This is a genomic window from Mangrovimonas aestuarii (genome assembly GCF_028767185.1).
Lineage (GTDB): Bacteria > Bacteroidota > Bacteroidia > Flavobacteriales > Flavobacteriaceae > Mangrovimonas_B > Mangrovimonas_B aestuarii.
Genome location: NZ_JARACK010000007.1, coordinates 197,782 through 221,963 on the forward strand (window position 1 = coordinate 197,782; position 24,182 = coordinate 221,963).

A 24,182-nucleotide genomic window follows, 5' to 3' on the forward strand; every position below is an offset into this window, starting at 1 on the left:
CATCTCGCTTATTTTTGCATGAGCTTACCTGTTTTACGTTCACCTCCTACATTTAAAATATAAAACAAAGTGGATGCATTTAACTTAGGTAAGTTTACCTCAAAAGAGTTCTCCCCTTTTTTAAACTCTCCTTTATGAACCGTTTTAATGTGTCTTCCTAAAATATCCATCAGCTCTAGAGATCCTTCCTCTTCTTCAGGAACAAAGATTTTAAAAGTTACATCATTATTAAACGGATTAGGAAACGCCTTAATAGTGGTTCTATTCATAAAAGACTCCTCCTTTACAACTGGCTCCTCTTCTGTTTGTACCACTACTCTTGAAGCATCTCCGCTACAGTCAGAATCAGAACAGCTTACAGGGCCAGATATACAACCCGTGCTTACATTTTGTACGTAAACTTGAGGATTAGATCCAGCCGTTAACCCAGTAAAACTAGGACTATCTTGCCAAATAGTTCCACCAATACTGTAGTGATAATCATCTCCAAGCGGGCTAGTAACCTCAACACTACCTGTTGCAGGACCACATAGCGAAGGTTCTGTTACGCAAATTTGCAGATCCATCGGCTCATCTGTATTTACGGTTACAGTTACTTCATCTGTATCTGAACACCCTGTTAGTGTATTGGTCTTTGTTACTGTATAGGTTACAGTGGCACTTGGGTTTGCTATTGGGTTGCTAATACTATCATCGTCAAGCCCTCCTGATGGTGACCAAGAGTAAGTATATCCTGTTTCACTGGCTTCTCCAATCTGAGCTCCATTTGGATTGGTATCACAAGTCTTGGTAAAATCGGTTCCAGCATTGGCTATTACCTGATCAATAGTTAAACTAACATCAATTTTCGCGGAACATCCCGTACCTGTCAAAGTCACCTCTGCCCATAAATCGCCAATGGCGTTCAAGTTAACCGATGTGGGAGAAACAATTGCCGTACCTCCATTGCCTGGCTCGCCATCGTACCACGCCACCATTCCTGTCTCGCTATCCAATATAGTAGTGTTATACGTATTCAAATTCGTGCTGGTTTCATCTATACAAATAACGATGTTGGCATCTGCCGGTGTCGGTAAATCGTTAATCGTTGTGGTGATATCTACACTTGCCTCACATCCCGTAGCGGTCAAGGTCACCTCGGCCCATAAATCACCAATGGCGTTCAAGTTCACCGCATTATCAGGCGAAATTAATGTCCCCACGGTTCCTGGGTTGCCATCGTACCATGCCACCGTTCCCGTCTCACCGTCCAAAACCGTGGAATCGTATAAATTCAAGTCCGTACTAGTTTCATCTATACAAATAACAATGTTGGCATCTGCTGGTGCCGGTAAATCGTTAACCGTTGTGGTGATATCTACACTTGCCTCACAACCCGTAGCGGTCAAGGTCACCTCGGCCCATAAATCACCAATGGCGTTCAAGTTAGCAGTTGTGGGAGAAACTATTGCCGTACCACCATTGCCCGGATCACCATCGTACCATGCAACCGTTCCCGTCTCACCATCCAATACCGTTGCAGCATTGGCTGTTAAATCTGTTGAAGTCTCGTCTGTACATATTGTAAATGGTGCATCTGCCGGTGTAGGTAAATCGTTAACCGTTGTGGTGATATCTACACTTGTCTCACAACCCGTATCGGTCAAGGTCACCTCGGCCCATAAATCACCAATGGCGTTCAAGTTAGCCGTTGTGGGAGAAACTATTGCCGTACCACCATTGCCCGGATCACCATCGTACCATGCAACCGTTCCCGTCTCACCATCCAATACCGTTGCAGCATTGGCTGTTAAATCTGTTGAAGTCTCGTCAGCACATATAGTAAATGGCGCATCTACAGGTGTTGGCAATGGGTTAACCGTTGTGGTGATATCTACACTTGCCTTACACCCCGTATCGGTCAAGGTCACCTCAGCCCATAAATCTGTAATAGCACCCAAGTTCACCACATTATCAGGCGAAATTAATGTCCCCACGGTTCCCGGGTCGCCATCGTACCATGCCACCGTTCCCGTCTCACCGTCCAATACCGTGATATCGTATGAATTCAAATCCGTACTGGTTTCATCCGCACAGATTACTATATTGGCATCGGTAGGTGTCGGCAATGGGTTAATAATTACTGTATCAGTAGCAGGAGTTAAACAAACACCTCCACTAGGGGTGTATGTAATGGTATAAGTACCTGGAGTACTGCCTGCTAAATTTATTACCCCATTGCTTTGATTACTCCAAACCAAACCTGCTGGTGAAGCACTAAATGTTCCATTTATAGATGTGGGTATAGTTGGAGCAACAGTACCTGATTGACAATATGCAGGACCGTAATCTAACCCTGCCTCTCCAAATTGAAAGTCCACCGGAATAGGATCAACAAAATCCTTAAGAGCCGCATTATAAGAATCAGATGCTTTGGTTTTTACGAATACCGTTCTAATATTTACTCCTGTACACCCCCCTATACTGCTCAAAATTCCATCAATGTTTACGGCAGCCTCTACAAAAGCATATTGAATATAATTAACACCTCCAAAGGCTCCGTAGGGTACACTTACCACTCCCTCTCCATTTGTTTTACCAAATGCCAAGGGATCCATGGCTACCTCTGGAATGGGATATTCTACAAATTGGTATGAATTAGGAACCCCTTCAGTTCCTTCCCAAACATAGTAATGAACTGTGGCATTCGTCCCTCCGTTGCTATATTCCATAGAAAGCACAAAATCATTCGGAGTTCTACCATTTGTATCCGCCAAAGAAGTATCATCAGCGGCAACGGAAGAGAACGTTCCATCTTCATTGCGAGTAAAATTTCCTTGCGAAAATTCAAAATCTATATAGCTAGTACCATTAGTAGTTAATCGGTCTCCAGCAAGAATAACCCATTTTTGGGTAGCCGAGCTTGTAGCATGTACTATAGCGGTATTGATATCACACTTACTGGTTGGTTTACCCGTTGACCAATTCCAGTCATTAGGGTTATCATCAAACGAACTTCCCCCCGTGAAACTCAAATCGGATTGCGCATTGAAATCGTCCCGGACAAACTTTGTGATATCAGAATTTACTGCTTGCCAAACTCCTCCAGATTCTTCAAGAACATACCCCCCTGAACCACTATCATAAATCCAATCTCCTGTACTATCATCAGTCATAAGGTCCCCATCAATATCAAACTGTCCTGTTGGAGGATTAACCGGAGCTACTTGAGAAAAGGTCAGAATAGGAAAAAACAAAGCCATGACTAACATGACCGATTTTAATTTTGAAGCATATAAAACAAAAGATTTTGTTTTTTGAGGAATAGATAAATTGGCACTCCCCTTACCTGAATGAGTTGAAAATGTTTCCATTGTTTTTTGGTTTAATTAGTTATTGAACAACCACATAAACAAAAAGGAAAGTTTTAGGCAAACCGGGGAGTAAGGTCACCAAACAGGGAAAGGATAAGCATTAGCAGTTTGTGGCCAATACTAAGACTTTTTGCTTCTTAATTATGCAAAAGCCATAACTATATAAGCAACTTCAAATTAAAGGGATTTATAAATTTTTGCTATTAAAGGATTTTTTGGGAAAGTGTATCGTAATAAAAATTATTTCCTTAGCTAAATTTAGAACAAAATTTAATAAACTGTTCATCTCAAAAGATTAAACACACAATAAAACGGCAAACAACATTCGTTTAGCTAAAAAACCCACTAATCAACCCAACAAAAACCATTTAAAACAATGATTTACAACGTCTAACTCAAATTGTTAAAAATTTTATTGGGTTAAATAATCCAAACTTACAAACCTTACCGTAAATAGAATAACAATCTGCCTTTTGGCATCAACATAAATTCAAAAAGCGTTTTAGTTTATCTATCTAAAACGCTTTTTTCTTTTTAGCCTTTAAAGTCTTCCTTGGTATGGGTACCATCACAATAAGGTTTGTTATTAGAACAGCCACACCTGCAGAAGGCTGTCGTTTTATTTTTAACCTCCTCACTTCCATCTTTGTGTGTCACTTTTAAAGTGCCATAGACTAATAACGGACCATTTTCCAAAACCTCAACTTTTGTTTCCATACTTAGGGCTTCTTTATTTTTTTCTGCGTTCATATAATAACTTAAAGCCCCTGAAGGGCAATGTTTTACTTGTTTTACCAATTCATCAGTACTAGCTGCATTAATATCTATCCAAGGACGCTCTTTTGGCTTAAATACATCAGGCAATCCTCCGGCACATATCCCCGAATGAATACACATTTCTGGTTTCCAAACAATTGTTACTTCTCCATTGGTATATTCTTTTGTTTTGTTCATGATGATTCAGTTTTATTTAAAGATACAAAAATTCAATGGCTCCTAATTAACTCCTCCAACAATAGCTTTGCCCTTTCGTTTTAATTGTTATTTTTGCTAAAATCAGTAAAAATCTAGAACATTGTCAACATATAAACCCGGTCTGGATTACGCCAAAGAACAAGACCAAAACGATCCGTTAGCCAAGTACAGAGAGCAATTTCATATTCCAACAGACAATAATGGAAACGAACTGGTTTACCTCTGCGGAAATTCACTTGGATTACAACCCAAAACAACCAAAGAATACTTAAATCAAGAGCTTGAAGATTGGGCTAAATTAGGTGTGGAAGGTCATACCGAAGCTAAAAACCCATGGTTACCTTACCACGAGTTCCTTACCGAGAGTATGGCTAAGGTAGTAGGCGCGAAACCTCTAGAGGTTGTAGTAATGAATACCCTTACTGCAAACCTTCATTTTATGATGGTTTCATTTTACAAACCTACCAAACAACGCTATAAAATTGTGATTGAAGCCGATGCTTTCCCTTCGGACAAGTATGCTGTAGAGTCGCAATTACGCCATCATGGTTTTGACGATAAAGAAGGTTTAATCCTTTGGAAAGCGAGAGAAGATGAAGAGCTGGCTCGTTTTGAAGATCTGGAAGCTATCCTAAATGAACAAGGTGATGAAATCGCCTTATTGCTTATTGGCGGTGTAAACTATTATACAGGTCAGTATTTCGACTTAAAGAAAATCACCGAACTAGGTCATAAACACGGTTGTGTTGTTGGATTCGACTGTGCCCATGGCGCAGGAAATGTTGAATTGAACCTTCACGATTCTGGAGCCGACTTTGCAGTTTGGTGTACTTATAAATACTTGAACTCAGGTCCAGGAAGTTTGGGTGGATGTTTCGTTCACGAACGTCATGCCTATAACAAAGACCTTAACCGCTTTACTGGTTGGTGGAGCCACAACAAACAAACACGCTTTAACATGCGCCATGAGTTTGATGTGATTCCAGGTGCCGAAGGTTGGCAATTAAGCAATCCTCCTATCCTATCGATGGCTGCCATTAGGGCTTCATTGGATATTTTTAACGAAGTAGGAATTAAAAAACTTAACGAAAAGTCCAGAAAACTTACCGGTTACTTTGAATACCTTCTTGGTCAATTGAACAATCCAAACATCAGAATCATTACTCCTACAAACACAGAGGAACGTGGATGTCAATTATCCATCCAGGTTAAGAATGCTGATAAGGGCCTTCATAAAAAGCTTACCGAAGCTGGTGTAATTAGCGATTGGAGAGAGCCGGATGTAATCCGTTGTGCTCCTGTGCCACTTTACAATTCGTTTGTAGATGTTTACAATATGGTTGAAAAACTGAAAGCGATTTTAAATGACTAATAAAGATAACATACTCATTATAGGTGCCGGACTTTGCGGTTCGCTTTTGGCGTTACGTATGGGACAACGTGGCTATAATGTTACCGTATACGAAAAACGTCCAGACCTACGTAAAGTAGACATTAGTGCTGGTCGTTCCATCAACTTGGCATTTTCCGACAGAGGAAATAAAGCCATGAAATTGGTGGGTATAGAAAATAAAGTTGAAGAATTATGTATCCCTATGAACGGGCGTATGTTACACGACCGCAAAGGAAATACCATGCTTTCCCCATACAGTGGTCGCGAGCATGAATATATTAATTCCGTATCCAGAGGTGGATTGAACGCTTTGTTGTTAGATGAAGCCGAAGCCTTGAATAACGTAAACATCGTGTTCAACAAAAAATGTACAGGAGTTGATTTTGAAAATACTCAGGCTACATTTTACGATTACGACACAAAAACCGATACCACTGTTAATGCCGATGTTATCATTGGTACTGACGGAGCTGGATCGGTATTGAGAAAAAGTTATTATTTAGGTAAGAAGTTTCTATTTAGCTTTTCTCAAAACTACCTTACCCATGGGTATAAGGAACTTTGTATTCTTCCGACTGAAAACGGAGATTACAAAACCTATAAAAACGCACTCCATATTTGGCCGAGAGGTGATTTTATGCTGATAGCACTCCCTAACCTAGATGGTAGTTTTACGGTAACGCTATTCTTGAGTTTTGACGATGGGGAATATAATTTCAATAACCTGACAAATCCAGAAATTGTTGAAGAGTTCTTTAAAAAGGAATTCCCGGACGCGTTGGAATTGATGCCGGATTTGGCTGAAGATTTCTTCGATAACCCAACATCACCATTGGGAACTGTAAAATGTTCACCATGGCACTATAAAGGGAACACACTTTTAATGGGTGATGCCGCTCATGCCATAGTACCTTTCTACGGACAAGGGATGAACGCTTCATTTGAAGACGTTGTAGAATTCGATCAGGTATTGGATCAGTACGAAGGCGATTGGGACATGGTATTCAAATCCTACGAAAAAACCCGTAAAAAAGATACCGATGCCATTGCCGACTTGGCTATCGACAACTTCTTCGAAATGCGTGATCATGTCGCGAATCCTATTTTCCAACAAAAGCGCAAAATCGAAATGACCCTTGAAAACACATTCCCGACAGAATATTCATCGAAATATTCTTTGGTAACTTTCAATGAAGATATTGGGTATTTAGAGGCAATGAGCCGTGGTCGTGCCCAGGATAAAGCTATCCTGAACATGTTGGCAGACGAAACCATTTCACCTGAAGATGACCCAAAAGTCATTTTAGAAAAAGTAAAAACAGAAACCGAAAATATATTGGACGAAGATCGCATTGCTAAAACCATGCATCACTAATCCTAAAAGCTGTAGAATGATTATGAGTACAGGAAAAGTAATTGAAGGAAAAGCAACCCCACGTGGAGCATATCCACATATCAAGCGCGTTGGCGACTTTATTTTTGTGTCGGGAACAAGTTCTCGTAGACCGGATAACACTTTTGAAGGTGTTGAAGTTGATGAACTTGGAACTACCAACCTAGATATTAGAAAGCAAACTAAAGCTGTTCTGGAGAACATCAACGATATTCTTAAAGAGGAAGGAGCTAGTCTTGCTGATGTTGTCGATGTGACTACCTTCTTGGTGAACATGAACGATTTTGGTGGTTACAACGAAGTTTACGGTCAGTTTTTCGAAAAAGGTTCTGGGCCGACTAGAACCACTGTAGCCGTGCACCAATTACCTCACCCACACCTTTTAATTGAGATTAAGGTGATGGCGTATAAAAAACAGTAAAAAGAGTATTAGGGAATTGCCCTCGGCAACCTAAATAAAGAGGCTATGAAAACCATTCAAAACTATATAAACGGACAATACGTTAACCCCATTGAAGACCAATGGATAGACAACTATTGTCCGGCAACTGGGGCTATTTACGGAAAGATTCCAAACTCATCCCAAAAGGATGTCACTGAGGCACACAAGGCTGCAAAAGAAGCATTTCCTAGATGGTCGCAAACCACATTGGAAGAGCGCAGCAGAATCCTAATTAGGATTTCTGAGTTATTGGAAGCTAATCTGGAACGCTTTGCAAAAGCAGAAAGTGAGGATAACGGTAAACCCGTATCCCTAGCAACTACTGTTGATATTCCGAGAGCTGCTAGCAACTTCCGCTTTTTTGGAAATGCTATTACCCAGTTTGCTAGTGAAAGTCATGAAAGTGTTGGGCAAAATGCGGTGAACTACACCCTTCGCCAAGCCATTGGTGTTGTTGGATGTATTTCGCCTTGGAACCTTCCACTTTACCTGTTCACTTGGAAAATAGCTCCGGCTTTGGCTGCAGGAAACTGTGTCGTTGCCAAACCTAGCGAAGTAACTCCTATGACAGCTTATATGCTGGGAGAGATTTGTAATGAAGCTGGATTACCAGAAGGCGTTTTGAATATTGTCCATGGTTTGGGTGGATCGACCGGTCAAGCTATTATTGAACATCCAGATATCAAGGCTATATCATTTACGGGAGGAACTGCAACCGGTGCACATATTGCAAGAGTTGCAGCACCTATGTTCAAAAAACTGTCGTTGGAATTGGGTGGTAAGAACCCAAACATGATTTTTGCCGACTGTGATTACGACGATATGTTGAACACTACTGTTCGTTCATCTTTTGCAAATCAGGGACAGATCTGTTTGTGTGGCAGCCGTATTTTTGTTGAAAAACCTATTTACGACAAATTTAAAGCAGACTTTGTTGCAAAAGTACAAGCACTTAAAGTAGGGCATCCATCAGATGACAGCACCAATATTGGTGCTTTGGTTTCTAAACCACATATGGAAAAAGTTCAGGAGTACATCAATATTGCAAAAGAAGAAGGTGGCACTGTACTTTGTGGTGGTAATGAAGTTACAATTGAAGGTTTTGAAAACGGTTACTACTTACAACCAACCGTTATAGAAGTCCCTACAGATGAATGCCGCGTAAACCAAGAAGAGATTTTTGGTCCAGTTGTTACAATTATGCCTTTTGAAACCGAAGAAGAAGTATTGGAAATGGCCAATAAAGTGAAGTATGGTCTTTCTTCTACCCTTTGGACAAACGACTTAAAGCGTACTATGCGCATGAGTAATAAAATACAAGCTGGAATTGTTTGGGTAAACACTTGGATGATGCGTGACCTTCGCACACCATTTGGAGGCGTAAAAGCTTCTGGTGTAGGACGTGAAGGTGGTTTTGAAGCCTTACGTTTCTTTACCGAACCTAAGAATGTTTGTATAAAATATTAAAGAATTTAAATTAAAAAACATCACCACTTTTAGTGGGCAATACATATGAACTTAAACCTAAATAGTAAAAATGCATTGGTTTGCGGAAGCACCCAAGGAATTGGAAGATGCTCTGCCATAGCCCTAGCAGAAGAAGGGGCTAACATTACCTTAGTAGCCAGAAATGAAGAAAAGCTAAAAGAAGTATTGGCTGAATTGCCTAACAATGGTCAGACTCATAATTATATCGTAGCAGACTTTACAAATCCTGAGGATTTAAAAGCGAAAATTGAAGCTTTCATCTCAGAAAACTACGGTTTCCATATTCTAATTAACAATACTGGAGGCCCAAAAGCTGGTCCTATTTTCGATGCGGATATTAGCGAATTCGAACAAGGCTTTAAACAACATATTGTTTGCAACCATATTTTAGCACAAGCTGCTGTACCATTTATGAAATCAGAAGGTTATGGTAGAATTATTAATGTGATTTCTACTTCGGTAAAAGAACCTATCCCTGGTTTAGGAGTTAGTAACACCATTAGAAATGCCGTTGCAAATTGGAGTAAGACCCTTGCCACTGAACTTGGCGGTTTCGGTATTACGGTTAACAATGTGCTTCCTGGATTTACAGATACAGAGCGTTTAACACAAATTATAAAAAACAAAGCTGCTAAAGCCAATACAACCGAAGAGGAAATGGCCAATACCATGAGAGGCTATGTTCCTGCTGGTCGATTTGCCAAGCCTGAAGAAACAGCCAATGCTGTAACGTTTTTAGCCAGTGAAGCAGCCTCATATATCAATGGAATTAATCTTCCTGTTGATGGTGGACGCACAAAAAGTTTGTAACTTTACCTTTTAACCTGCGTGAGGGATTGAAGCTAGCTACTATGTAGCGCGTAAAGCCCGACTACAAGCGAGAAACGCTTTGTAGACACGCCTAAAAAATATTGTAATGAGCAAATTAGTATCACCTCTTAACTTCAAGGAATGGATTGATGAACACCGCCACCTTTTAAAGCCTCCTGTAGGTAATAAATGTGTGTGGGACGACGGTGATTTTATTGTAATGGTGGTTGGCGGACCAAATAGCCGTAAAGACTATCATTATAATGAAACTCCAGAGTTTTTCTATCAGGTTGAAGGCGACATGGTATTAAAAATTATAGATAACGGCGTGCCTAAAGACGTTCATATTAAAGAAGGTGATATTTACCTTTTACCTCCTAAAGTTCCACACTCTCCGCAAAGAGGTGCAAATACCGTGGGATTGGTAATAGAGTATCCTCGTGCTGAAAATATGATGGACGCTTTGGAATGGTATTGTGAAAACTGTAACGAACAGTTGTACCGTGAGAAATTCGCATTGGACAACATAGAAACAGATATGCCAATTATTTTCGATCAATATTATAGCAACACCGAAAAGCGCACCTGTAAAAAATGTGGTTCGGTTATGGAACCACCAAAAAAATAGATCTATTAAAAAACCCAATAAAACGCTCTTAGTTAGACCATAAATATGAAACGTAAACTTCGCATAAACGGGCACTCTCACCTACTTCCTTACCCTGAAGAAATTCCGCAGTTCATGAAAGACAAAGGAATTTTCTGGGTAGATAAAGACAGAAAGTTCATGCTACAAAAAGATTGGAGCCGCCCAGTTACCGATTCCAGCTTTTTCCTGAACGAGAAGTTAGAGTGGATGGAACGCTATAAAATAGACCATGCCGTTGTGCTTAACCTATCGCAACTTTACGGTAACGGTCTTCGTGTTGAAGAGATGAAGCAAGCTTTGCGTTTTCAAAACGATTTTAATGCTAAGATTCAACATGATAATCCAAGCAAGTTTACTTCTGGGTTTGTGGTGCATCCTGGTTTTGTGCGTGGTGCCCTTTGGGAAATTGAACGTTGTGTAGAGGAATTGGGCATGCAATTATTGTGTTTGCCTACCCACTACATGGATACCATTGGTACTTGGCGTTGTATTTTTGATGAGGAAAACGAACCGATTTTCGAATTGGCTAGCAAATATAATTTGGCTGTAGAAGTACATCCATACGATGGAGAGAAGTTCATTAAATTGGAAAACACCTCTTGGCGTTTTCACTTAATCTGGATGTTGGCTCAGTGTGCTGATGCATACCACTTCCTTACCCTAAACGGTTATCAAGACAGATTCCCTGGAATGCGCGTTTGTTTTGCGCATGGTGGACAGTTGGCTCAGATAAACCTAGGAAGAAGAATACAGGGGTTCGATGGTCGTCCGGATTTATTTGAAGGCAAGCATCACCCACGTAAGGCTGTAGGCCATAAAAATATTTTCTTCGACACCTTGGTTCACGATACAGGATCGTTAAAACTCCTTATTGAAAACCAAACCTCTAAACAAGTGCTTATGGGGCTTGATGACCCCTATCCACTTGGTGAGATGGAAAGCATTAAGCAATCGTCTTACCCTGGTAAGATATTGGATTTGGCTATGGAGCGCAACATCATCAATCAAGCCGAATACGATGCCATTTGGGAGGACAACGTTATCCGATGGTTATGCGGTGATGATGAAGAAGCTAAAAAGAAATTGGTTAACAGAATTCTATCGTAATGCATTTTATTCCTGAAGCATTGGACAACTATGTGGTAGCGCATAGTGAAAATGAACCAGAATTATTACAAAAACTAACAAGGGAGACCTTCCAAAAGATACTCCAACCAAGAATGCTCAGCGGCCACTATCAAGGCCGCGTTTTGAGCATGATGTCTAAATTGGTACAACCAAGGAACATTTTGGAAATAGGAACCTATACTGGTTATTCTGCTTTATGTCTTGCTGAAGGGATGAAAAAAGATGGTGTGTTACATACCATCGATATTAATGAAGAACTGTTCGATTTCCAAAAGAAATACTTTGACCAATCTGAGTATAAAAACCAAATTGTTCAGCATTTAGGAAATGCCTTGGAAATAATTCCTGAGTTGGAACTTAACTTCGACTTAATTTTTATTGATGCCGACAAGGATAACTACCCGAAATACTTTGATATTGTAATTGACAGATTAAACCCTGGCGGAATTATACTGTCTGATAATGTATTGTGGAGTGGTAAGGTTATTGAGAAATTAAAACCTGATGATGAGTCTACAAAAGCGCTTTTAGAGTATAATAAACTCCTTAAAGAAGATCCTAGAATAGAAACAGTTCTTCTGCCAATTAGAGATGGATTGACCATTAGCCGAAAGCTTTAGTCAATTAATACATCATTCCCTAAAAAATTATAAGGATTACATTTTACGACGGATAGAGCCTGTAAAATCCTCTAAATCGTCCTTAACCTTTTGTACCTCGTCGTTAAGTTCTTTCGTTATATCGGTATCTATACCGTGTTTTTCTGCGCTCTTTGTTACTTCATGCTTAATATCGTTAGTAGCATTTTTTATCATGCGCATTCCCTTTCCTAGTCCTTTGGCTATTTCAGGAATTTTATCGGCTCCAAAAACCATTACCACTATAAATAGGATAAAGGTAATTTCTGCACCGCTTATAAAAAGTAATATGGCTCCATGTTGTATCACACTGCAAATATACTGAGTAGTTTATTGATAATAAAAAAAGCCGACTTTAAAAAAGTCGGCTTTAAGTAAAATTTATGGTTCTTAGTTGTCAAGTTGACTCTTAAACTTATCGAACTCACTTTGCTGAACTTGTCTTGGCCAGCTATTGTTTGATGTATCTATATCTGCAGTTTCCAACTTAGGATCTACTGTAATCTTTACAATTTCCTTTTCAGAAGCAACCGCTTTACTTACTTCATTGTCGTTCAATCTCCAGATTTGTGCTGGATAGTGCTCAATTTTAGACGTACCATCTGAATAAGTGTACTCAACGATTATTGGCATTACAAGCCCACCTGGCTTTTCAAAAGTAACATTGTAGAAATACTTTGGCTCCTTAATGCTTTTACGCTCTTCTGGAGTAAAATTATCCATAATATATTCCTTAACCGTAGGAGCGTTATCCATGATAGAACCATTTTTCATGGCTTCACTGTAATCTTCACTTCCTTCTTCCACCATATAAACTAATGGAGGTAAATCACTCAATTGCATTCCTCTTTGTTTGACTATGTCCTTAACATAGGCATTTGGTTGAGAAGACACGAAGTATTTTTTAACATCTTTAACTCCTATATCAACATAATCTGTTGTGTAGAACCATCCTCTCCAGTACCAGTCTAGGTCGAATGCTGAAGCGTCCTCCATTGTTCTGAAGAAATCTTCTGGTGTTGGGTGTTTAAACATCCAACGTTGTGCATATTCTTTAAAAGCATAATCGAACAACTCTTGCCCCATAACAGTCTCTCTTAAAATATTAAGTGCTGTTGCTGGTTTTGAGTATGCATTATTACCAAACTGATAGGTGTTCAACCCCTTAGTCATAACCGGAGCAATATGGCTTTGGTCCCCACTCATGTAAGGAATAATATTTTCTGCTGGTCCGCGACGTGAAGGATATGTTTTGTCTCCAGGAGAAAGTGCATCTGGATACCATTTTCCGAAATCTTGCTCTGCAATGTACTCTAGGAAAGTATTTAATCCTTCATCCATCCAAGTCCATTGACGCTCATCACTGTTTACGATCATTGGGAAATAGTTATGTCCTACTTCATGAACAATCACACTCATCATACCGTACTTTACACGGTCACTATAAGTACCATCAGGATTAGGACGTCCATAGTTCCAACAAATCATTGGATATTCCATACCTTGGTTCTTAGCGTGTACAGAAATCGCCTTGTGGTAAGGGTAATCAAAAGTCATTCTTGAATACGACTTTAATGTACTTGCTACTACTTTAGTTGACCAATCTTCCCATAATGGATTACCTTCTTTTGGATACATGGAAACGGCCATAACATCTTTATCGCCAACCTTAACAGCCATCATGTCCCAAATAAACCTTCTTGAAGTTGCAAAACCAAAGTCACGTACGTTCTCTGCGTAAAGCTTCCAAGTCTTAGTTTCGTTAGAGAAGTTATTCTCAGCAGCCTCAGCTTCTTCTTGAGTTACAATCATTACTGGTTCAGTATAAGACTTTTTAGCCTTTTCGTAACGCTCCATCATTGTTTTGCTGAAAACCTCTTTTCTATTCGTCAGCTTACCAGTTCCGTCAAGTATATGATCTGCAGGAACTGTAATGTTCACCTCAAAATCTCCGAATGGTAACGCAAACTCATCACGTCCCCAAAATTGCGAATTCTGCCATCCTTCTACATCATTGTAAACAGCCATTCTTGGATAGAACTGAGCGATAACATAAGCTCTGTTTCCGTCTTCTTCGAAATATTCGTAACCAGAACGACCTCTACCATCTACGTGGTTATTGATGTTGTACCACCATTTAATAGAAAAAGAGAACTCATCTCCAGGTTCCATTGGCTGTGGTAACTCAACACGCATCATCGTTCTGTTAATCGTATGAGTTAAAGCTTCCCCTTTTGTATCGGTTACAGCTTCAATATTAAAGCCACCATCAAAAGGCTCTTTCATATATTCTGATGCAAAAGACGCAGGTTGCATTGCTGGAGCTACACCACTAGCTTCGATAAGAGGAGACTTAGAGTCTTTTGCTCTCATATTTTGGTCTAACTGAACCCATAAGTAATCCAATACATCTGGTGAATTATTGGTATACGTAATGGTTTCATAACCGTGAAGTTGAGCTTTTTTATCATCTAAGGTGATATCCATTTTATAATCGGCCTGTTGCTGATAATAATTTGGACCCGGTGCTCCTGAAGCAGTTCTGTACATGTTTGGAGTAGAGAACTCATCGTACAACTGTTTAAATTTGTTGTTGTTTACATGCCCCGGTTGGCGCTCTGTTTGTTCTTTCTCTTGGGCAAAAGTTCCCGCAGAGACAAATGCAACTGAAAGAAATAAATACTTTAGTCTTTTCATATTAGGTATTTAGTTACTGGAAAATAATCGCGAAATATATAAAACTTTAGAGGTTTGCCTAGTGTTAATTAAAAGTTTAACACTCCTTTTTCATTTTGGGCTATGAGAATGAAACTATCATTCTTGGAATTAATCTTTGTTCGAATAATATTCTGTTGATCTTCAAAAATATCGAAAAGTACAGCATTGGTAATCTCAAAGGTATCGATTGACTTTATTCCCACTACTTCTAGGTAACAATATGCCAAATCGTTATCATACTCCTTCCCTAAATATTTCAAAGGAACTTCCTCTCCATTTATTTTTATTCGAATTTTTTCTTGAAGATATCGTCCCATGTACAAGTCTGCACTTTTAGGTTCATTTTCTCCTGCCAATGTGATTGATTCGTCGTAACGTTGACGTAGAAGGTTTTCGAAGTCGTCAATAAAAATTCGAGAAATGACTTGAAGAGATTGCTTTTCCTCGACATACTCTATCTGAGTGATGCTTACATAATACTTATGCATAGCATTAAAAGCCATTGTTAACATTAAAACAAGTCCTAACAAAATAAACTTTCCTCGTCGTCTTACCATACCTTAGTTTTTTTGACGCGTAAAAGTATTAATTTCCATTAGTTTAAATAATTTTTTGTGAGTATTTAACCCTTTTTAATCTTCATATTCTCTCGATATGCACCCAATTTTTCTTTCAAGAATATAAAAATTTCAAGATCACTCTTTCCCTTGCACCTTAATTCAAATTCTGGATCATCAGAACAAAAATACCAGAAGTCCATTTGCCGGTCTTCCTCCAACGAATGTGTTTCAAAAAATTCTTTGGCTAAATTAGTTCGTATTTTGTGAAGTAAATCGGCCTTAGCATCTAGCTTAACATGTTTTTTTAACTTTTTAGTTCTTCCCGTTATGGCATTGATGATTGGATTTAAAGGAACACTTGTAACCATTCCTAAAGTAATCTGTTTACCTCCTTGAGCCTCATGTAGTCTTCTTTGAGCGGGTGTCATCCGCGGACCTTTATAGCCAGGAATCCCCACATCATAAAAATTAATCTGAGGTTTAGCATCACTATTGCCAACATCCATCATCAAATCTCCTGTAAGCACTTTTCCAACTATAACTTCGTCGAGTGCTGTAACTGCTTCGTCCAACTCGACTTCCAAATATTTCATGTCTACAATATCCTTTGTAATCACTATTGTAAGTGCTTTATACTTAACTCCAGTAAATTCTAGTGTATCGTTGATTGAAGCTCGAATATTAAAACGTCCTTGAGCATTGGTGACAGTAAACAGTTGAGCCGTAGTATTAATAACATGAATGTTTTCAACGTCGTCGTTGGAAATGACTTTGCCCGAAATCATTTGAGATTGACCACAAACAGACAAACCCAAAAAACAAAAGGACAGAAAAAGTAGAACTCTAGTTACGGCCACTCTTTCCTTTTAAAAACATCTGACTTTGCGCACTAATGTATTCAAGTAAGTCCATTTCCTTCCCTTGCTTGTACAGAGATTGGTCTACATCTTGAGAAGCCATATAACTTAGAAATTCCTGATACTCATCTTCGGGAATATTAAAACTTTCGCAAATAAAGTTTTTGGTGTAAACATCCTGAAGCGCTTTATAAGAATAGCTACCTTCAGCTTTATCTCCATCACCCCTTAACAATGGTGCTAAAAGCCCCTTTCCTATTCTTGCCAAATCAACACCGTTATAATACTCGCCTTCGCGCATTATAAAATTGTCTGCTTTCGGGCGGTAATCATCATCATATCCATATACTCCTAAATCATTTACTCCAAAATACAAGTCTTGTAAATCGGGATTAAAAGTCCTTACTGAATTCAAATCGGCAGATAAATCTCCTGTTAGTCCAAAAGGTAAAATCACAATTTCATTAAGCTTATTGATTCGCTCAACCATAAACACTGTAAGTTTTCCAGACTCCATGATTTGTTGATCTATTGTAATCTCAAAAGGTTCAAATTGTAAAGCGGAAACCTCCAAACGATCGTTCAATCCAGCATTAATCATAAACTTCCCGTCACTATCGGTTATAGTCCCTTTATTTATTGACGTATTAAAAATCGTAACCCCTTCTACTTCATTAGCTTCAGAAATGATACGTCCTTCAACCTCTATCCGTTTGGATGGTATTTGGGCTGTTAATGATAATGGCAATAAAACCAGTGAGAATAGAATGATTAGTTTTTTCATAAGATTGAATTAAACACTGTTATAAATTATGCCAACTCTAAGTTAATTTACTTACAAATGGCCTCTAAACTTTTGTTAAAACAGCCGAATAACTAAATTTACAACAAAATACCAAACAATAAAAACACCTTATTCAACTCATTAAGAACTAATTAAACAACCATATAAATATGAAGAAAATTCTTATTGCCAGTACTTCTACTGTTCATGGAAGTGGTTACTTGGAATACATGTTAGAGCCTTTATCGAAATTCTTCGAACACACAGACACCATTCTTTTTATCCCTTACGCTCGTCCTGGAGGTATTAGTTATGACGACTATACAGAAATAGTATCTAAAGCATTTAAAGCAATCAATAAAGTAGTAAGAGGCATTCATGAATTTAACAATCCACAAGAAGCATTAAAACAAGCTAAAGGTATTTTTACAGGTGGCGGTAACACTTTCCTACTGGTAAAAACCATATACAAGAACAATGTATTGGAAGCTTTGCAAAGTGCAGTAAACAATGGAACACCTTATTTAGGGACCAGTGCAGGCAGCAATATTTGTGGACTCACAATGAACACCACTAATGATATGCCTATTGTTTATCCCCCAAGTTTTAAAACCTTAGGTTTGGTTCCCTTTAATATCAATCCTCATTATCTAGATCCAGATGCTAACAGTAAACATATGGGGGAAACCCGTGAAACCAGGATTAAAGAGTTTCATAAATTCAACTCACAACCGGTTATCGGACTTAGAGAAGGTAGCTGGCTGGAAGTAAATGGCAATTCGATTGTATTGAAAGGAGACTTGAATGCTCGCATTTTTGAACAAGAACAAGATGCTTACGAAATTGAACCTAATACTGAGCTTAAAGAATTAAACTAAAATAAAAAAAGCTTCACTTTTCAGTGAAGCTTTTTGAGCGGGAGACCGGGTTCGAACCGGCGACATTCAGCTTGGAAGGCTGACGCTCTACCAACTGAGCTACTCCCGCCTTTGCGTTGCAAATATATAACTATTGCTTGAATTAAAACAAGTATTTTTTTAAAAATATTTTCATTTTTATGAAGCTCATAATCCAAACCCAAAGGCTCTATCTACGGGAGTTATCTCAACACGATGAATATGAGATTTTTAAACTAAATCTTGATCCTGAAGTTTTAAAATACACAGGGGATATTCCTTTTAAAAAAGTTGAAGATGCTAAGAAATTTCTTCAAGAATACGACCAATACTCCAAGTATAACATGGGGCGCTGGGCGGTTTGCTTGAACGAAACCGATAAATTTATAGGTTGGTGCGGATTAAAATACCACACTAATCCACGCATGGTGGAAGTAGGTTATAGATTTTATAAAGAATTTTGGGGAAAAGGCTATGCAACGGAAAGCACAAAAGCTTCTATAGACTATGGTTTCAACACACTTCTTTTACATGAAATTTATGCTCATGTTCATAAAGACAACTTAGCTTCAATAAAAGTGATTGAAAACTGTGGACTACAATATCTGAAAAGTGATATCTATGATGGTATGCCAGCTCAACTATTCAAAATAACAAATCCAAACTATACAATCAAACAAATAACTGCTATAGAAACTTATTCTGTGAGACAGCCAGTACTGCGTCCCGGAAAACCATTGGAGAGTTGTGTTTTTGAGGGAGATGATTTAGAATCTACAATCCATTTGGGACTATTTCATAATAGTCAATTGGTTGGAGTGGCTACTTTTATGAATAACAAAACAAATGATTTGGACTATCCCAATCAATATCAATTAAGAGGAATGGCCGTGCTATCTGAATACCAAAGTAAAAACCTTGGAGAAGAGCTACTCAAAAACGGACAAAATATTCTAAAAAAAAACGGGGTCGAAACTATTTGGTGCAATGCCCGTGAAAAAGCATCCTCGTTTTATATAAGAAATAGCTATAAAACAATTGGACAACCTTTCGAAATTATGGGCATTGGCATACACTATAGAATGTTTAAAAAACTTTAAATCAGAGTAAAACACTTTATTTGCCCATACTTCATCATACATTTTCGTAAATTTATGAAACTATAAACCTGTAGGCATGCGAAGTAAGAAATTATTAATTCGACTACTCATCGGATTGATTATTGTGGCTTTTGCTTTTTTCCAAAAGTGGAGCCGAAGAGAGACTAACCCTTATACTGGTAGAGCACAAACCATCAACATGATTTCAGATCAAGAGATTTCTATTGGCCTATAAAGCGCTCCACAAATGGCTCAACAACATGGCGGACTTTACCCAAACGAAGCTTATCAAGCACTTGTTGATAATGTTGGAAACAAGCTTGTCAACATAAGTATAGCTGGCGAAACTCCAATCGTTCTGACTTTCATCTTTTAGCAGATCCAAATACCATAAATGATTTTGCGCTTCTTGGTGTTCAGGTTTTTATCACTTATTCACTGTTCAAATGAAGATCAATTAGCGGGTGTTTTGGGGCATGAAATAGGCCATGTATTGGGTAGACATTCTGCTGAACGTATTGCCGAAAGTGAATTTTGGAAAACTGTTGCAACGGGAGCTTCGGTTGGTGCCAATGCAGGCGATTTGGTTGGTGGAATTGGTCAAAAAACACTATTAACAAACGGAAGGAAGGATGAATTGGAAAGTGATAAACTTGGTGTTAAGTTTATGATTGATGCAGGGTACAATCCTGAAGAAATGATTGGAGTAATGGAAATCTTAAAAACAGCAGCTGGTTCTTATCGAGTTCCTGAATTCCAAAGTACTCACCCAGACCCTGACGATCGTATAGAACACATCCAAGCCTCTATAAGAGATTATTACAAAAAAAAAAGCCTCATAAATACGAGGCTTTTTTAATCAATTCATTTTTAATTGATTAATTCTTCTTTTTTTGTAAAGTAGCTTCAATAAGTTGATAAGCATCTGTAGCATTAGACAGCTCTGCATATTCTTGGGCTGTATATCCCTTAGAGCCTCTCACTTTTAAATTGGCTCCATTATCAATTAGAAGCTTTAAGATTTTAACTCGATTATAACGAGCTGCATACATACTTGGGGTCATGCCATTTGACATCTTGTTTACATTGGCTCCTCGTTCAACTAGTTTTTTAACAGTTTCAAAGTCTCCTTTTACAATCGATGTGCAAAACGGATCTACATCGTTAATGGTGACTGTTACAATTTCGTTATCCGAAGATTGCACAATAGGAGTAGCTTTGGCTGTGGCATACGATACCACTAAGGCAATTGCTGAAATAACTAACGCTTTTTTCATGATGAAAGAATTTTAAAGGTTGATAGTTTATTAAAAGTTCGTTTTTTGATATATTAAAGAGACGACATTTTTCTTAATGTGTTACCAATATTGTTCTTTCATAACAAAATTTTAACTTACTGTAAACAAATATGTTAAAGAACCCTTAAATTAAAATCTACTATAATACCTATTATAACTATCTAATTTATTACAGTTTGCAGGTATAAATAAAGATGTCATTACATAAAAAGTTATATTTGACAGAATAAAGCAATACTTATGAACAAAAAAGTCATATTAATGATTTTAGATGGCTGGGGAAAATCTCCAGATCCAAAAGTTTCCGCAATCGATCAAGCTAACACTCCATTTATTGATTCTCTTTATGGTGAATATCCCAACGCTACATTACGCACAGATGGTCTTCATGTTGGGCTTCCCGAAGGGCAAATGGGGAATAGCGAAGTAGGACATATGAACCTAGGTGCCGGTCGTATTGTTTATCAGGATTTGGTTAAAATTAACCTAGCCGTAAAAAATAAAACTTTAGAGCAAGAACCTGCTTTGGTAAATGCATTTACTTATGCTAAAACACAAAACAAAAGCGTTCACTTTTTAGGACTTTTGAGTGATGGTGGTGTACACTCTCATATAAATCACTTATTTGGATTATTGGATGCTGCCCATAATTTTGGACTTAAAGATCTATATGTGCATGCCTTTACTGATGGCCGTGACGTAGATCCAAAATCAGGTTATGGCTTTGTTACAGAACTTGAAGAACATCTTGAAAAAACCAATGCAAAATTGGCTACCATATCAGGGAGATATTATGCTATGGATCGCGATAATAGATGGGAGCGTATCAAACTAGCTTACGATGCTATGGTCAATGGTAAAGGTGTTATGTCTAAAAATGCATTATACGCCATAGAGAAAAGTTATAATGAAGATATTACCGATGAGTTCATCAAACCCATCGTAATGGTAAACTCAGATAACACTCCTGTTGCGACCATTAAAGATGGGGATGTAGTAGTGTTCTTCAACTTCAGAACGGATAGAGGCCGTCAATTAACTCAAGCGTTATCGCAAAAGGATTTTCATGAGCAAAACATGCATAAACTAGACTTGCATTTTGTGACCATGACTAATTACGATGATACTTTTACAGGAATAAATGTAGTTTACGATAAAGACAACCTAAATGATACACTGGGTGAAGTCTTGGAAAGAAACCACAAAAAACAAATAAGAATAGCCGAAACAGAAAAATATCCTCATGTGACCTTTTTCTTTTCTGGTGGAAGGGAAAAACCTTTTGAAGGAGAAACCAGAATCCTAAGAGCCTCTCCAAAAGTGCCTACATACGATTTACAACCAGAAATGAGTGCATATGAATTACGTGATGCTTTAATTCCTGAATTGGAAAAAGAAGAAGTGGATTTTGTGTGTTTAAATTTTGCTAATGGAGACATGGTTGGTCATACTGGAGTAATGTCGGCTGCCATTAAAGCCTGCGAAGTTGTTGATAAATGTGTGAAGGATGTTGTAAACACTGCTCTGGCTCATAATTACACAACCATTTTAATTGCCGATCATGGTAATGCAGATACAATGATTAATCCTGATGGCACACCTAATACAGCCCATACCACCAATCCTGTACCAGTCATTTTAATCGATAAGAATATAAAACATATAGAATCAGGAATTCTAGGAGATGTTGCTCCTACTATTTTAAAACTAATGGATATTGAACAACCAAAAGCAATGACAAGACATTGTTTGGTGTAACCCTTATTTAACTACTGCTATGGTAGTGTATAATAATTGTTGTAATTTTAAAAACTATTTTTCAAATTACACACAATGTTTCTTACCAATTGAAACAAAATATACTTGAATAGTTTTCAGAAATGAATTTCAGTAATAAACTTACCATAGCAGTAGATTTTGACGGCACCATCGTTGAGGATAATTATCCTGCGATAGGTAAACCTAAAATTTTTGCTTTCGAAACATTGAAGAGGTTACAACATGAAGGACATAGATTAATTCTATGGACCTATCGTTGCAATTCCAAATTGGATGAGGCTGTAGACTATTGTAAATCTAATGGTATTGAATTTTATGCTGTGAATAAAAGTTTTCCTGAAGAGCAACTAGATAATGACCGTAGTAGAAAAATACACGCCGATTTATTCATTGATGATCGTAATGTAGGTGGGTTTATTGGCTGGGGTGAAATCTATCAGTTAATCACTAGTGAAGAAGCTCCAAATCACATTAAAGAGAAAAAGCGTGGTTTTCTTTCTTTCTTCAGGTAACAACAGCTATCCTTTTTCTTTTAAATTGTTTTACATGCTTGCTACGCCAACAAAATCAACACTATAAAGACATTTCATAAATTGATCAAATTAAATAGGAAATCTATAATGGATTTGCATTGAAGGTATCTCCTTGGTTTAAATCACCTGTGTCAAACCCTTTCTTAAACCAGCGTATACGTTGTTCAGACGTTCCATGCGTAAAAGAATCGGGCACAACTCTTCCTGTGGCTTGCTTTTGCAAACGGTCGTCTCCAATCGCAAACGCTGCATTTAGGGCTTCTTGGAGATCACCAGATTCCATCATTTGTGTCATTTCTTGAGAATGATGTGCCCAAACACCTGCAAGGAAATCAGCTTGTAATTCCAATCTTACTGAATATGTATTGAATTCTGTTTTGCTTAATTGTCCCCTCAACCTATCGACCTGATCTGTAATGCCCAATAAATTTTGTACATGATGACCAACTTCATGAGCAATTACATAGGCTTGTGCAAAATCGCCTGGAGCATTCATTTGACGTTCCATCTCATCAAAAAAGCTCAAATCTAAGTACAGTTTTTGATCTCCAGGACAATAAAAAGGACCTGTTGCGCTTGATGCATATCCACAGGCAGAACTCACAGATCCAGTAAACAACACTAAAGTAGGCTCACGATAATTATCTAATAGTTGATTCCAAATATCTTCTGTATTTGCCAAAATAGTAGCACTAAAGTCTGCCAATTCCTCTTCCTTTGCTGTACCTTCATATGGAACAGTGGATTCTGTTTTTACAGTATTGCCCGTAAACAGTTGACTAATGATACTTATAGGATTATTACCAGTAATAAAAGAAATTATCAAAAAGCCCCCTATAATAACTAATCCTACTTTTGAAAACAACAACCTTCCCAAAGTCACCAACAGCATTGGATTTAATCTTCCAAAACTCATGCCTCCTCCAGTTTGACCTCTTCTATCTTCTACATTTGAACTTTGTCTTTTTCCTTTCCACTTCATAGCTAATCAATTAATTATCTTACACTTAATACAAGTTAAAGAATATTTTATTTGAAGTAAGAGTTTTGAATAAGATTTTGAATAATTAGGTTCTAAAAACAAAATCTAAATTTTGGAAATGGAAATCGTAATGAAAAAAATACTGCTAGCTATACCGGAATGAAGTTAGAATTTATAACGTAATGGCTAGAGGAGTTATTAATGAATATAAAATACCATAAAAATCAAAGCTTAATAAAACTAGCATGTTGAAGAAATGGGTAGACAACAAATTGCCTCTTCAAGAGAAAGAAATGGCTGTAGAGCTCTACAGAACGACATAGATTATAATCCAGAAACGATAAAAGCAATACATTCTGCTTAAAACCCAATTCGAAGGATACCGGAAATGTACTTTTGTTGGGAA

24 protein-coding genes and 1 tRNA gene are annotated in these 24,182 nt (G+C 38.0%); 15 read left to right on the plus strand and 10 right to left on the minus strand.

The window, feature by feature from the left end:
* Positions 1–8: 8 nt before the first annotated feature.
* Together PWU04_RS10710 and PWU04_RS10715 are read right to left on the minus strand one after the other, a co-directional pair.
* A complete protein-coding gene (locus tag PWU04_RS10710; protein WP_274476097.1) occupies positions 9–3,353 on the minus strand; it encodes a hypothetical protein in 3,345 nt (1,114 codons plus the stop codon).
* 534 nt (positions 3,354–3,887) lie between these two features.
* Positions 3,888–4,307 (minus strand): (4Fe-4S)-binding protein, encoded by a 420-nt coding sequence (locus PWU04_RS10715; RefSeq protein WP_274476098.1) that lies wholly within the window; start codon positions 4,305–4,307, stop codon positions 3,888–3,890.
* Between the two features lie 121 nt (positions 4,308–4,428).
* Between PWU04_RS10715 and kynU the strand changes: the two genes are divergently transcribed.
* The 8 genes from kynU to PWU04_RS10755 all read left to right on the plus strand — a co-directional run bounded on the left by kynU (position 4,429) and on the right by PWU04_RS10755 (position 12,251).
* On the plus strand, positions 4,429–5,700 hold the full coding sequence (gene kynU / locus PWU04_RS10720) for a kynureninase (RefSeq protein ID WP_274476099.1): 1,272 nt from the start codon (positions 4,429–4,431) through the stop codon (positions 5,698–5,700).
* Positions 5,693–7,096, plus strand: coding sequence for an FAD-dependent oxidoreductase (locus tag PWU04_RS10725; protein ID WP_274476100.1), 1,404 nt, complete (start codon positions 5,693–5,695; stop codon positions 7,094–7,096). The genes kynU and PWU04_RS10725 overlap by 8 nt, the downstream gene beginning before the upstream one ends.
* A 22-nt stretch (positions 7,097–7,118) precedes the next feature.
* On the plus strand, positions 7,119–7,535 hold the full coding sequence (locus PWU04_RS10730; RefSeq protein WP_274476101.1) for a RidA family protein: 417 nt from the start codon (positions 7,119–7,121) through the stop codon (positions 7,533–7,535).
* Between the two features lie 45 nt (positions 7,536–7,580).
* Positions 7,581–9,023: an aldehyde dehydrogenase gene (locus PWU04_RS10735; protein WP_274476102.1), complete on the plus strand. Its 1,443-nt coding sequence runs from the start codon at positions 7,581–7,583 to the stop codon at positions 9,021–9,023.
* Positions 9,024–9,068: 45 nt separating this feature from the next.
* Entirely contained in the window at positions 9,069–9,854 is a 786-nt protein-coding gene (locus tag PWU04_RS10740) for an SDR family oxidoreductase (protein WP_274476103.1), read from the plus strand.
* Positions 9,855–9,960: 106 nt separating this feature from the next.
* Entirely contained in the window at positions 9,961–10,482 is a 522-nt protein-coding gene (locus PWU04_RS10745; protein WP_274476104.1) for a 3-hydroxyanthranilate 3,4-dioxygenase, read from the plus strand.
* A gap of 45 nt (positions 10,483–10,527) precedes the next feature.
* A complete protein-coding gene (locus tag PWU04_RS10750; protein WP_274476105.1) occupies positions 10,528–11,610 on the plus strand; it encodes an amidohydrolase family protein in 1,083 nt (360 codons plus the stop codon).
* Positions 11,610–12,251 carry an O-methyltransferase gene (locus PWU04_RS10755; RefSeq protein ID WP_274476106.1) on the plus strand — a complete coding sequence of 214 codons (642 nt, stop codon included), beginning with the start codon at positions 11,610–11,612 and terminating at the stop codon, positions 12,249–12,251. The genes PWU04_RS10750 and PWU04_RS10755 overlap by 1 nt, the downstream gene beginning before the upstream one ends.
* Positions 12,252–12,287: 36 nt before the next feature.
* Here PWU04_RS10755 and PWU04_RS10760 read toward each other — a convergent pair whose 3' ends face one another.
* The 5 genes from PWU04_RS10760 to PWU04_RS10780 all read right to left on the minus strand — a co-directional run bounded on the left by PWU04_RS10760 (position 12,288) and on the right by PWU04_RS10780 (position 17,188).
* Positions 12,288–12,578, minus strand: coding sequence for a Sec-independent protein translocase subunit TatA/TatB (locus PWU04_RS10760; RefSeq protein WP_274476107.1), 291 nt, complete (start codon positions 12,576–12,578; stop codon positions 12,288–12,290).
* Between the two features lie 81 nt (positions 12,579–12,659).
* Positions 12,660–14,966 (minus strand): M1 family metallopeptidase, encoded by a 2,307-nt coding sequence (locus PWU04_RS10765; protein ID WP_274476108.1) that lies wholly within the window; start codon positions 14,964–14,966, stop codon positions 12,660–12,662.
* Positions 14,967–15,034: 68 nt separating this feature from the next.
* Positions 15,035–15,544: a DUF6702 family protein gene (locus PWU04_RS10770; protein ID WP_274476109.1), complete on the minus strand. Its 510-nt coding sequence runs from the start codon at positions 15,542–15,544 to the stop codon at positions 15,035–15,037.
* 65 nt (positions 15,545–15,609) lie between these two features.
* A complete protein-coding gene (locus PWU04_RS10775) occupies positions 15,610–16,332 on the minus strand; it encodes a carboxypeptidase-like regulatory domain-containing protein (RefSeq protein WP_274476110.1) in 723 nt (240 codons plus the stop codon).
* Positions 16,333–16,390: 58 nt separating this feature from the next.
* The gene (locus PWU04_RS10780; protein WP_274476111.1) at positions 16,391–17,188 is read right to left on the minus strand and encodes a carboxypeptidase-like regulatory domain-containing protein; all 798 of its coding nucleotides are present in this window, start codon (positions 17,186–17,188) and stop codon (positions 16,391–16,393) included.
* Positions 17,189–17,358: 170 nt separating this feature from the next.
* On the opposite strand from PWU04_RS10780, the gene pepE reads away from it, so the two are divergent.
* Complete coding sequence (pepE, locus tag PWU04_RS10785; RefSeq protein ID WP_274476112.1) at positions 17,359–18,066, plus strand: dipeptidase PepE; 708 nt, start codon at positions 17,359–17,361, stop codon at positions 18,064–18,066.
* A 36-nt stretch (positions 18,067–18,102) separates the two neighbouring features.
* Here the strand turns inward: pepE and PWU04_RS10790 are convergent.
* Positions 18,103–18,175: transfer RNA gene (locus tag PWU04_RS10790), tRNA-Gly, on the minus strand.
* Between the two features lie 70 nt (positions 18,176–18,245).
* Here PWU04_RS10790 and PWU04_RS10795 point away from each other — a divergent pair.
* The 4 genes from PWU04_RS10795 (at position 18,246) to PWU04_RS10810 (ending at position 20,043) form a co-directional block, all read left to right on the plus strand.
* Complete coding sequence (locus PWU04_RS10795; RefSeq protein WP_274476113.1) at positions 18,246–19,184, plus strand: GNAT family N-acetyltransferase; 939 nt, start codon at positions 18,246–18,248, stop codon at positions 19,182–19,184.
* 76 nt (positions 19,185–19,260) lie between these two features.
* Positions 19,261–19,419 carry a hypothetical protein gene (locus PWU04_RS10800; RefSeq protein ID WP_274476114.1) on the plus strand — a complete coding sequence of 53 codons (159 nt, stop codon included), beginning with the start codon at positions 19,261–19,263 and terminating at the stop codon, positions 19,417–19,419.
* Positions 19,420–19,431: 12 nt separating this feature from the next.
* Positions 19,432–19,560: a hypothetical protein gene (locus PWU04_RS10805; RefSeq protein ID WP_274476115.1), complete on the plus strand. Its 129-nt coding sequence runs from the start codon at positions 19,432–19,434 to the stop codon at positions 19,558–19,560.
* Positions 19,561–19,578: 18 nt separating this feature from the next.
* Positions 19,579–20,043, plus strand: a complete 465-nt coding sequence (locus PWU04_RS10810; RefSeq protein WP_274476116.1) for a M48 family metalloprotease — start codon at positions 19,579–19,581, stop codon at positions 20,041–20,043.
* Between the two features lie 19 nt (positions 20,044–20,062).
* Here the strand turns inward: PWU04_RS10810 and PWU04_RS10815 are convergent, their stop codons facing one another.
* Positions 20,063–20,461, minus strand: coding sequence for an ankyrin repeat domain-containing protein (locus PWU04_RS10815; protein WP_274476117.1), 399 nt, complete (start codon positions 20,459–20,461; stop codon positions 20,063–20,065).
* A gap of 261 nt (positions 20,462–20,722) precedes the next feature.
* On the opposite strand from PWU04_RS10815, the gene gpmI reads away from it, so the two are divergent.
* Positions 20,723–22,240: a 2,3-bisphosphoglycerate-independent phosphoglycerate mutase gene (gene gpmI / locus PWU04_RS10820; RefSeq protein ID WP_274476118.1), complete on the plus strand. Its 1,518-nt coding sequence runs from the start codon at positions 20,723–20,725 to the stop codon at positions 22,238–22,240.
* A gap of 122 nt (positions 22,241–22,362) precedes the next feature.
* Positions 22,363–22,773, plus strand: coding sequence for a BT0820 family HAD-type phosphatase (locus PWU04_RS10825; RefSeq protein ID WP_274476119.1), 411 nt, complete (start codon positions 22,363–22,365; stop codon positions 22,771–22,773).
* A 103-nt stretch (positions 22,774–22,876) separates the two neighbouring features.
* Here the strand turns inward: PWU04_RS10825 and ypfJ are convergent, their stop codons facing one another.
* A complete protein-coding gene (gene ypfJ / locus PWU04_RS10830) occupies positions 22,877–23,776 on the minus strand; it encodes a KPN_02809 family neutral zinc metallopeptidase (RefSeq protein ID WP_274476120.1) in 900 nt (299 codons plus the stop codon).
* Positions 23,777–24,182 lie beyond the last annotated feature (406 nt).